Annotated in this window: 11 protein-coding genes and 6 pseudogenes; 12 read left to right on the top strand and 5 right to left on the bottom strand. The window is 59.2% G+C overall.

Features of this window, described 5'->3' with window-relative positions; all coding sequences use genetic code 11:
• Positions 1–305: 305 nt before the first annotated feature.
• The 3 genes and pseudogenes from FEV53_RS18555 to FEV53_RS18545 form a co-directional block, all read right to left on the bottom strand.
• Positions 306–446 (bottom strand): annotated as a pseudogene (locus tag FEV53_RS18555) (DDE-type integrase/transposase/recombinase); the annotation flags it as partial.
• Complete coding sequence (locus FEV53_RS18550) at positions 422–832, bottom strand: IS3 family transposase (RefSeq protein WP_425465506.1); 411 nt, start codon at positions 830–832, stop codon at positions 422–424. The pseudogene FEV53_RS18555 and the gene FEV53_RS18550, both read right to left, overlap by 25 nt.
• Before the next feature lie 207 nt (positions 833–1,039).
• Positions 1,040–1,261: a hypothetical protein gene (locus tag FEV53_RS18545; RefSeq protein ID WP_246100929.1), complete on the bottom strand. Its 222-nt coding sequence runs from the start codon at positions 1,259–1,261 to the stop codon at positions 1,040–1,042.
• A gap of 138 nt (positions 1,262–1,399) precedes the next feature.
• On the opposite strand from FEV53_RS18545, the gene FEV53_RS18540 reads away from it, so the two are divergent.
• From FEV53_RS18540 to FEV53_RS18525, 4 genes and pseudogenes are all read left to right on the top strand, one after another.
• Complete coding sequence (locus FEV53_RS18540; protein WP_142836192.1) at positions 1,400–1,693, top strand: DUF6127 family protein; 294 nt, start codon at positions 1,400–1,402, stop codon at positions 1,691–1,693.
• Between the two features lie 72 nt (positions 1,694–1,765).
• Positions 1,766–2,438 (top strand): annotated as a pseudogene (locus FEV53_RS18535) (YcbK family protein).
• Positions 2,435–2,692, top strand: a complete 258-nt coding sequence (locus FEV53_RS18530; protein WP_142836197.1) for a hypothetical protein — start codon at positions 2,435–2,437, stop codon at positions 2,690–2,692. The pseudogene FEV53_RS18535 and the gene FEV53_RS18530 overlap by 4 nt, the downstream one beginning before the upstream one ends.
• Positions 2,664–2,858, top strand: coding sequence for a hypothetical protein (locus FEV53_RS18525; RefSeq protein ID WP_342778318.1), 195 nt, complete (start codon positions 2,664–2,666; stop codon positions 2,856–2,858). Before FEV53_RS18530 ends, FEV53_RS18525 begins: the two co-directional genes overlap by 29 nt.
• A gap of 44 nt (positions 2,859–2,902) precedes the next feature.
• Here the strand turns inward: FEV53_RS18525 and FEV53_RS18520 are convergent, their stop codons facing one another.
• Positions 2,903–3,667, bottom strand: coding sequence for an HNH endonuclease (locus tag FEV53_RS18520; protein ID WP_221931673.1), 765 nt, complete (start codon positions 3,665–3,667; stop codon positions 2,903–2,905).
• A gap of 517 nt (positions 3,668–4,184) precedes the next feature.
• On the opposite strand from FEV53_RS18520, the pseudogene FEV53_RS21720 reads away from it, so the two are divergent.
• From FEV53_RS21720 to FEV53_RS18475, 8 genes and pseudogenes are all read left to right on the top strand, one after another.
• Positions 4,185–4,934, top strand: a pseudogene (locus FEV53_RS21720) (DNA cytosine methyltransferase); the annotation flags it as partial.
• Positions 4,935–5,121: 187 nt separating this feature from the next.
• Complete coding sequence (locus FEV53_RS18505) at positions 5,122–5,370, top strand: hypothetical protein (RefSeq protein ID WP_246100921.1); 249 nt, start codon at positions 5,122–5,124, stop codon at positions 5,368–5,370.
• 46 nt (positions 5,371–5,416) lie between these two features.
• Positions 5,417–6,361 carry an IS3 family transposase gene (locus tag FEV53_RS18500; RefSeq protein ID WP_425465505.1) on the top strand — a complete coding sequence of 315 codons (945 nt, stop codon included), beginning with the start codon at positions 5,417–5,419 and terminating at the stop codon, positions 6,359–6,361.
• A 183-nt stretch (positions 6,362–6,544) separates the two neighbouring features.
• On the top strand, positions 6,545–7,594 hold the full coding sequence (locus FEV53_RS18495) for a GSCFA domain-containing protein (RefSeq protein ID WP_142836189.1): 1,050 nt from the start codon (positions 6,545–6,547) through the stop codon (positions 7,592–7,594).
• Positions 7,591–8,343, top strand: a complete 753-nt coding sequence (locus FEV53_RS18490; protein WP_142836188.1) for a hypothetical protein — start codon at positions 7,591–7,593, stop codon at positions 8,341–8,343. Before FEV53_RS18495 ends, FEV53_RS18490 begins: the two co-directional genes overlap by 4 nt.
• A pseudogene (locus tag FEV53_RS22205) lies at positions 8,336–8,422 on the top strand (IS5/IS1182 family transposase); the annotation flags it as partial. The gene FEV53_RS18490 and the pseudogene FEV53_RS22205, both read left to right, overlap by 8 nt.
• 522 nt (positions 8,423–8,944) lie before the next feature.
• Positions 8,945–9,157 (top strand): annotated as a pseudogene (locus FEV53_RS18480) (IS5/IS1182 family transposase); the annotation flags it as partial.
• Positions 9,082–9,468, top strand: a pseudogene (locus tag FEV53_RS18475) (transposase); the annotation flags it as partial. The pseudogenes FEV53_RS18480 and FEV53_RS18475, both read left to right, overlap by 76 nt.
• Positions 9,469–9,495: 27 nt before the next feature.
• Here the strand turns inward: FEV53_RS18475 and FEV53_RS18470 are convergent.
• Positions 9,496–9,910: transposase (locus FEV53_RS18470; protein WP_142836187.1), on the bottom strand; the 415-nt coding region annotated here is incomplete at its 5' end.

The following is a 9,910-nucleotide window of genomic DNA, read 5'->3' as shown; positions in this document are numbered from 1 at the left end:
TCATCTCCCGGTCGAGCGTTTTGTCTGACAGCCGCCGGGCATGTTTGCGATAATCCCCGAACCGGCGCTTCAGGCGTTCGTTCTGTTCATTGGGGGGCTTGGCCATAGAATCCTCCTTTCAGGATCATGTCAGGGATGAGTGGATTTGGTCGGCTGGTGGCGCGGTCGCGTACCCTTGGTTCACGGGTCGTTCGGACTGCGAAGGCAGGAGGCCGACAGGTTCCGGGAGAACCCCCCGGGCCTTTTTTATCGAGGGGCGCCGAAAGTGGAAAAACAGGGGGCCTCTGTCCACCACCTTAGTAGTCTCCGCTGGCATATTGCATGCCGCGGTCCGAATGGAGGATCAGGCCCGGGACCGGGCCGCGCTGGTCCAGGGCCATCCGGAGCGCGTCGTAGCACAGCTCTGCGCCCAGGTGATCGGTCATGGACCAGCCGACGATTTCGCGGGTCGCATGCGCCATTGTCCTTGGAGTTGCCCATCGCGGCGCCACTGGTCAGAGCCCGATGGGCGACGGCGGACAAAGGCACCTTCCTTGACCGCAGCGAGGTAGAGCCAGCCCTCGCCGGTACCGACATAGGTGATGTCGGCCAGCCAGGCAGTGTTCGGGGTGGTGCAGTGAAATGCCTCCAGCAGCAGGTTCGGCGACGGGGTCAGCTGGTGATTGCTGTTTGTGGTCACTGGCTTGCGCGGCTTGCGTTGGCCGGCTGAGATCCTGTTTTCGCGCATTATTCTGGCCACGCGCCGCTCCGGGACGCGCTCCCCCTCAGCGCACAGATCCCAGTGGATACGCTTGGACCCGTAGCGGTGTTTGCTGGCTTTGAGGACCCGCATAATTTTTGACAGAAGCACGTCGTCCCGTGCAGATCGCCGCCCGCGGCGGTCATCGCGGGCCGCCTGGCCGGCGTGATATCCATAGAGCCAGCTTCGTGACAGGCGGACCAGCCGGCAAAGTGTAGAAACCGCGTTCTCCCGCTTACGCGGCCCCACCGGGGCCACGGTCAGTCGAACTGAGCTTTGTGGGCCGTGATGAAGGCGCGCTTATTCATCGTTCGGGCAGTCGCTCGGACCAGTGGCGTTCGCCTGCTCACCTATCTGCAAGATCTCGCTCTCCTCTGCCAGCCGCTTGTTCTCCTTGCGCAGCCGCTCCAGCTCGGCGGCATCGGCCTTCTGGCGGCGTTTGGCTTCCATCGAGCCGAAGGCCTCGATCTCCAGCCGCCAGGTTTTCAGCTGCGTGCCGGTGATCCCCAGCTCTTTCGCCACGCTGCCCTGCGTCGCGCCTGGCTCATAAAGCCGCTCAACCGCGTTCGATGCGGTGCTTGAACCAGTGGCGCAAGCGCATCTCACCCTTGAACTCATCCGTGTATTTCCGTCGATGCTGTCCCATGGCGTGCTCCTCTCATGGACAGGGGTAAAGTACCCCGCTGTCCGGTGACAGGCACGAAGATCAGCGGGTTCGAGACCATGCTGGCACGCGCTGCCGAGAAAGGCGCCAAGCGCGCGCTCGCCGATGTTGGCCTCGATGGTGAAGAGGCAGCGCTCGATATCCGCGACCTGAGATCCTTGCTGGACTGCATCCGGCTGGTGCGCCGCACCGCAATGCAAACGGCTGTGCGCATGGTCACCACCGGCGTGATGTTGGCGCTACTCGCGGGCATCGCCATCAAGCTCAAGATCTTCGGTAGCAGCCCGTAGCTGCCCGTCGCGACAATTCACGCACCAACCCGCACCCGCCCTCGAGGCGGTTTTTCGTTTTTGGAGGACACCATGACCACGACCTTTTACGACCATTGGCGCGATGTGCCGGAAAAAGCCTGGCGCTGGACCAATTTCAGCCCGGCCGAGATCGCCTGCCGCAGCACCGGCAAGCTGCTTGTCAATGAACCCACACTCGACAAGCTGCAGGCGTTGCGGGATCGGCTGGGCAAGCCGCTGATCGTCCGCTCGGCGTATCGCAGCCCGGAACACAACCGCGCCGTTGGCGGCGCTACGCGGTCCAAGCATATGAACGGCGCGGCCCTTGACATCGCGATGTCGAACCACGAACCCGTGGCATTCGAGGCTGCGGCACGCGCGGTTGGGTTTCTTGGGTTCGGCTTCTATCCGCGCTCGGGGTTCATGCATGTCGATCTTGGCCCTGCCCGCCAATGGGGCGAACGCTACCCGATCCGGGCGACTGCCTTCGCGGAGGACGCGCCGCCCGCGCGAGGTGCTGGCCGAGAGCCGCACGATGAAAGGCGGGGGATCGACCGGAGTCGCAACACTCGGCGCAGCCGGGGTCGAGGTCACGCAGAGCGTCCTGGCGGAGACCCAATCCGCGATCCTGCCGCTTGTGCCATATCTAGACACGCTTCGCTGGGTCTTCATCGCCGTGGCGCTCGTTGGCATTGCGGTCACGATCTACGCTCGCCTCGATAATTGGAAGCGTGGGCATCGATGATCGCCAGCATTCTGAGTGGGATCGTCGCCAACCCATGGGCGCCGACCATTTTGCGCTACGGTGCCATCGCCGTCGCCATGGTCCTGTTTCTCCTGTCGATCCGCCGCACCGGAGAGCGCGCAGGTCGGATCGCTGAACGTCTCGAAATCACGGAGAAAACCAATGAAACTCAACGCCGGATGCTGGAGGCAGCGGCTCGCCGTCCTCTTGATCGCGACGATCTGGTTGACCGACTGCGCAACGGTGGGTTTTGAGGCAGGCGCCGTGGCGGCCTGCCCGCCGGTCGTGGAATATAGTCGGGAGTTTCAGACGCGGGCGGCCGAGGAACTGGTGACGCTTCTGGAGGGCTCGGCGATCGCGGAGGTGCTCAATGACTATGCCGTGATGCGGCAGCAGGCGCGGGTGTGCAGAGAGGCCTGACGGACGGAGTCTGGGGGCGGTTGTGCTGAACGGAACGAACGTGATCACGCGATGGGCTTTTGCGGCCAGTCCTTCAGGCGGCCGAGGCGCTCGAGCAGGGATTGCCTGAGCATTCCCCGTCCTGTGCCGTGATGCAAGTGGCGGTGGCAGTCCGGGCAGCAGGCGACCGCATTGTCGACGGTGTCTGTCCCGCCCTCTGCCAGCGGGCGCACATGGTGTACCTCCAGATACGGTTCACCGTCATCACGCTGGAAAGGGGCTTTGTCACCGCAGGCATCACAGGACCCGGCGGCCTGCTCAAGCACCCACGCGATTACGTTCGGATCCCGGACAAAGCGTTCCGATGAACCTCTCGCCCGCTTGACGTCATTCTGTCCTTCAGGAGGTCTCTTGCCCTTCGCAGACGAACGTCTTGCCTTGCGGCGCGCGTTGGCCACACGTTCGTGGAGCTCTTCATCATCCGACGTTGGGGCTTCCGTCCAGACCGACGCGCCGTCGCGCCCCGTAAAGATAGCTTTTAGCTGATCCATTTGCATGGCAGCCGCCTCTGGCGAGCGCACAATCAGCTTCATTTTCTTACTGTTGTTGCCGGTGGAGTTCGACGTGTTCTGAAACGCCGCGGACTGGCGGCCGATGGCGAGACGTAGATCATTGAAGTCGCTCACTGCGGCAATTTTGAATGGCCGCGGGTAGCCCTCAGGCCAGACAACGCGTTCCGACTCAGGCAGCCGTAGCGCCTTCGCGCTGGCCACTTGGATCTCATCGAGGCGCATATCATGCTCGGCCATGTGCTTCAGGTGCAGAAGCATTCCATCGATGTAGTTCTTGTTCCGGCTGGGGTTCGGGCCATGATCTGACCCGCCCCGGGACTCCACTATCAGGGCAAATCCGTCCGGCAGCTTCTCGAGCCTGAATTTCGCATCGAGCTCCCGACCCGTATCATCTCTGGGGGTCAGCACATTTTCACTCCGTAACCGCTCAAGCCATTGATACTCCAAACCGGCCCAGCACCAAGGTGTCAGAGTAGTCTGGCGAGGCTAGGGGTCAGCAGCTGAATGGATATTCGTTCGAATGACGGAAAATACCACATCGTCGCCGATCTGTAGCTGAAGCTCGTTCGGCCGCAGCCACGCTGAAAGGAGGTCGGCGGTGGCGTCCACCTGATCCGGCCTCCTAAGAGCGCACTCCCAAACCGTTGCGACGCGCCACCCCTCTTCCAGAAGCATTCCAAGAACTGCTTCGTCCCGAGCGACATCCGCCCTGAACTTCGCGTGCCAGAACTCTGGACGCGTCGTTGGAGTGGTTGTGTAACGACACCCCTCATGACATCGCACCCTGACGCTGCGCGCATTCCTGCGTGAATACCGGGCGCTTCATGGCACCTTGCCCGATCAGTTCATCGATTTCGACGCGAGGCTTGTCCCCGAGCCGGATTGGTCAGCAGTCGACGCCGAAGCTTGGCAACTTGCCATTGATGAGGCTCGTGCACTCGAGCCCGGCACTGAGGCAGCTGCGACGGCGATTGACGGTGCCATCGCGAAGCTGCGCAAAAACTATGACGATACGATTCTGATCGGCGGACCGCCCTGTCAGGCTTATTCTCTGATCGGGCGCGCCCGGACCAAGGGCAAGATCGGCTATGTGCCCGAAGTGGATGAGCGGCATTACCTGTTCCGAGAGTACATCCGCGTGCTCGACAGGCTTCGTCCCGCGGCCTTCGTGATGGAAAACGTCAAGGGCATGCCGGCCTCGACTGTCGAAAGCCGACTTGTCTTTAAGATGCTGATGGAGGACCTGTCCTCGCTTGGTACGGGCCAAGGTAATCACTACGATCTGCTGGCAGTCCGCGTGGAAGATGGAAAAGCCAGCCTGCAATAGGCAGCGCGACCGTCAGATATCATCGTGCGGGCCGAGCAGTTCGGGGTCCCGCAACGGCGCCACAGGGTGATCATCGTCGGAGTTCGGTCCGACCTTTCGGGCAAGGCTGCGCGCGCCGAGATTGCCGTCTCGGGTCTGACGCGAACGGTCAGGGACGTGATCGGGACTATGCCGGACCTGCGCGGCGGCATCAGTCGTGAACTTCGTCCCTGTCACCGGACAGCGGGGTACTTTACCCCTGTCCATGAGAGGAGCACGCCATGGGACAGCATCGACGGAAATACACGGATGAGTTCAAGGGTGAGATGCGCTGTGCGCCACTGGTTCAAGCACCGCATCGAACGCGGTTGACCGGCTTTATGAGCCAGGCGCCACGCAGGGCAGCGTGGCGAAAGAGTTGGGGATTACCGGCACCCAGCTGAAAACCTGGCGGTTGGAGATCGAGGCGTTCGGCTCGATGGAGGCCAAACGTCGCCAGAAGGCCGATGCCGCCGAGCTGGAGCGGCTGCGCAAGGAGAACAAGCGGCTGGCAGAGGAGAACGAGATCTTGCAAATGGGTGAGCAGGCGAACGCCACCGGTCCGAGTGCGCCCGCGAACGCTTTTTTCGCATCTCGGGCGGTGAAACCACGATGAACAAGCGCGCTTTCATCCCTGCCCACAAAGCTCAGTTCGACTGACCGTGGCCCCAGTGGGGCCGCGTAAGCGGGAGAACGCGGTTTCTACACTTTGCCGGCTGGTCCGCCTGTCGCGTAACGGGCTCTATGGATATCACGCCGGCCAGGCGGCCCGCGATGACCGCCGCGAGCGGCGATCTGCACGGGACGACGTGCTTCTGACAAAAATTATGCGGGTCTTCAAAGCCAGCAAACATCGCTACGGGTCCAAGCGTATCCACCGGGATCTGTGCGCTGACGGGGAGCGCGTCCCGGAGCGGCGCGTGGCCAAAATAATGCGCGAAAACAGGATCTCAGCCGGCCAACGCAAGCCGCGCAAGCCGTTCACCACAAACAGCAATCACAAGCTGACCCCGTCGCCGAACCTGCTGCAGCGGGCATTTCACTGCACCACCCCGAACACCGTCTGGCTGGCGGGTATCAGCTATGTCGATACCGGCGAGGGCTGGCTCTACCTAGCGGCGGTCAAAGATATGGCGACCCGCGAAATCGTCGGCTGGTCCATGGCCGATCACCTGGGCGCAGAGCTGTGCTGCGACGCGCTCCGGATGGCTCTGAACCGGCGCGGCCCGGTCCCGGGCCTGATCCTGCATTCGGACCGCGGCGTGCAATATGCCAGCGGAGACTATCGCAAGATCATCCACCGCGCGAAGCTGGTTCAATCCATGAGCCGCAAGGGTCAGTGCCTCGGGTTCAAGCTGGTCCGCGCCAACGGATCGAACGATCCGGGGGATCGTTTGAAGGCGCAGAACGCCCCGATGGAGAGCTTCTTCGCGTCGCTTAAAAAGGAGCTGGTCCACCGCCATCGGTTCGGACCCCGGGAACAGCCCAGGGCCGCGATCTTCGAGTACATCGAGGTCTTCTACAACCGCCAGCGACGGCATTCAGCCGTCGGCTACCAGACGCCGGTTCAGGCGTTCACAGAGATGAGTTGGAAAATGGCCGCGTAGGATCAACAACCACACTGCCCGGAAACAGGGACGAAGATCAAAGTTGTTTCTAGATCTCTCTCATGTTGCTGGCCTTTTGGGACTTGTGCCTGTTGTTCAGCTAAACTAGGCGCTGCATAAAGGGTTCTTGGCCCTCGGGTAATCTGGGTTACGCCCACAGGTCAATGCAGAAGGTGTGGTTCCATGTCGAATTTTTATTCCAATCTTCACGCTCGAGCTTTCTGGAAGTCCGGACTTGTTGAGCAGAGCCCGCTGAATGTCGACGGAATCTACACCAAAAAATGGAACATCCGACCAGATCAGAATATTGCGACTGCCGGAAGCTGCTTCGCACAGCACATCGCGCGGAATCTCCGGAAAAACGGGTATCGGGTGATGGATGTTGAGCCAGCCCCCGTTGGCTTGCCCTTGGAGCATCATCAGTCACACGGGTACTCGATGTACTCGGCTCGATACGGTAATATTTACACCACGCGGCAACTCGACCAACTGCTCGCCGAGGCCTTTTCTGATGGGCCAGTAAAGCCCATCATATGGGAGCGAAATGGCCTCTATTTTGATGCCGCGCGCCCAAATATCGAGCCCAGAGGCTTTTCATCCATCGAAGAATTGCTTGATGCCCGCGAGTATCATTTGGAGAAGGTGAGAGAGCTGTTTACAAACCTTGACATCTTTATTTTTACGCTCGGCCTAACTGAAACGTGGATGCATAAAGCAACGAGGAAGGTTGTGCCGATGGCGCCCGGCGTTATTGCGGGAGACGACGTGGTAGATGAATATGCACCCTTGAATTTGACGTATCCCGACATCGTGTCGGATATGAATTCGGTGATCAGGCGGATCTCGAGAGTTCGCAAAAAACAAAATCCCGCCCGGTATATTCTGACTGTTTCTCCGGTGCCGCTGACAGCGACTGCAACAGGAAAACATGTCTTGCCCGCGACGACGTATTCGAAATCTGTTTTAAGGGCGGCCGCTGGCCATCTCAGCTCTACATATCGACGGGTCGATTATTTTCCCAGTTACGAGATTATTACAAACCCCGCTGCACGTGGCACCTTCTTCGCTGCCAATATGCGTAGTGTCATGGATGAAGGTGTTGAGGTGGTGATGAAGACTTTCTTCAAAGCGCACCCGCCGGCGAAAAAGCGGCGGGGAAATGTTGGCTCCGTTAATCAGTCCGTCGAGGATGTGCAGTGCGAAGACGCTATGCTTGAGGCCTTCGGAAAATGAAAAAAGTCTGCATCATCGGAAATTCTCATACGGCCTGTATTAAAATGGCCCTGGATGGTGAAAGCAGCGATCTAATTAAAGATCATGCCGTCACTGTTTTTGGCAGCTATTCCAAAATGCTCAAAAACGCCCAAGTGGAAAATGGCATGATCATACCGGTTAGTAAAAAGCAAAGAGAAATATTCTCTTGGACGTCCGGCGGGCAAGAGGAAATCGAGATTGGCAGCTACGATGCTTTTTTCGTGGTGGCTGGACGATCACTCTTTTCAATCGAACCCTTCCTGACAGCCGATGGGCTGCCGCCGTTGAGTGACTCGGCCATCGAGAAAATTTTAAGTCAGGTATTCAGAGACAATTGGTCTTTGGATTTCGCCCGGCGTGTGGCGGACCAAAGCTCGCCAGCCACCGTGTATCATGTCGGTCATCCTTTTTTGGCAGACGTGGCGCCGTTGGCTCAAAGCGTTGCGGCGCAGGTGGCGGACGGTCATGACCGAGTGATGAGCCGCGTACAAAAGGTGCAGGCTGCGATCAATCATATGGTGCAGGTTTCGTCGACGGAAACCCTATCGTTTTGTCGTCCTCCGGCTGCTGCACTCGACGAGTTAGGCCTGTTTACGCGCCATGAATTCAGTAGAGGGTCACGCCGCCTCCTGCCAGAGTTTGATCAGTCTCACGCTGCCGATGATTTTTTCCACATGAATGAAAAATATGGTGATTTGAGTCTCACTGATTTTCTCAGTCACGTTTGACTGGAGGCGCGTCGCGACCTGCTATGACAGATGCCCGACAGTCTTACTTTCTGCCATCGCGCTCGCAGTAATCGTCATCATCGGCTGCGAAACTCAGAAAGTCCTCAGCCTGGGCTTAAGCTGCCGTGCGGCCACGTGGCGGGAGCTAAACGATGCCTGTGACTCCAGCTTTCAGACGCGACCCGGAGAAGCCCTTCAAAATCAAGCGGGGTAACAAGGTATGCTCTGTTCACTGGTTGCACCTTTGCATAGGGCAATCCAATGCGGGCTCATACTCTTCGCGTAATAAGTGCTACACAATTCGCTACGCCTTTTAATTCATCCTCCTGAATCTAAATGAATATCTAACCATACTGAATGCCTGTCTCTCCGTCAGATACCATTTAATTTATTGGCATTTTTGAAAATTTGGTCGCACCACCCGCCAAAGAACCCGTCATCAAAATTGCACTTGGACGCGGCTGATCGCAACAACGCAGCGGCCCCCAAGTCTGCATTGGTTTGAACGTTGACATGGGCCTTCACTTGGAGAACATCTCCACCAATCAATCCTGTCATCATTCATTACCATCGGTGGCGTCATCAAGTCTCAAGACCGGGACCAATGTCGGGGAAGGCCGCACGCCGTGACCGGAAATGGGTCAGAACAGATCTCAACAACGACCAGTATATCTGTCCTGAGGGTCAGGAGTTGAAGCAATTCAGCCGCAACTATTCCGATCCGAACCGGGGACCGACGGCCAAGGGCGCTGCCCGCTACCGCGCACTAAAAGACGTCTGTCAGGCTTGCCCCTCAAAAGCCAGATGCTGCCCGAGGGGAAACCGATCGACCTGTTCGTCACCGCCGGACAGGTCAGCGATACTATCGGCGCACGGGCATGGCTTAGTGGCCTGCCAAACGTCAAATGGCTCCTCGGGGATCGTGGCTATGACGCTGATTTGTTCAGAGAAGCTCTGCAGGAAAAGGGGATACGCGCCTGCATCCCGGGACAGAAGAAACGCAAGACGCCGGGCAGATACGACAAGCGGAGATACAAGCGGCGCAACTGCATTGAGATCATGCTCGGCAAGCTCAAGGACTTGAGGCGCGTCGCCACCCGGCGCTGTTATACAAATCGGGTCTGAGCGCGGTTCCCTTTTCCCCGGACGGACCTATCTTACGGCTACAGTCATGGGTGCGCCGAGCGCGGTGTAGCCGTTCAGCACGGCGATACGAACTTGCAGACCGGCGACCTGGCGGTCGAAGTCTCGGGCCATGAGGGATTGGTCGAGCAGCTTGATGCAGTTCATCTTGCTCTCGACCCGGCTCCGGCGGTGGTAGCCAGACCATCGTCGCCAGATGGCACGACCCAAATATTTGGACGCGCGCAGTGCCTCATTGCGGGCAATGGCTCCGGGGCTCGTTGGTTTCCAAGGCTTGGCGTTCTTGCGGGGCGGGATGATCGCAGCGGCACAACGGGCAGCGATTGCCTCGTGGCACTTGCGTGTGTCGTAGGCGCCATCTGCCGTCACGGAACCGATCTCTTCGTCAGACGGGATTTGGTCCAGGAGATCTGGCAGGATGGGC

The sequence above is a fragment of the Palleronia caenipelagi genome (assembly GCF_007004065.1).
Lineage (GTDB): Bacteria > Pseudomonadota > Alphaproteobacteria > Rhodobacterales > Rhodobacteraceae > Palleronia > Palleronia caenipelagi.
The sequence above is the reverse complement of the archived record's forward strand: the minus strand, read 5'-3'. Positions and strand labels throughout refer to the sequence as shown.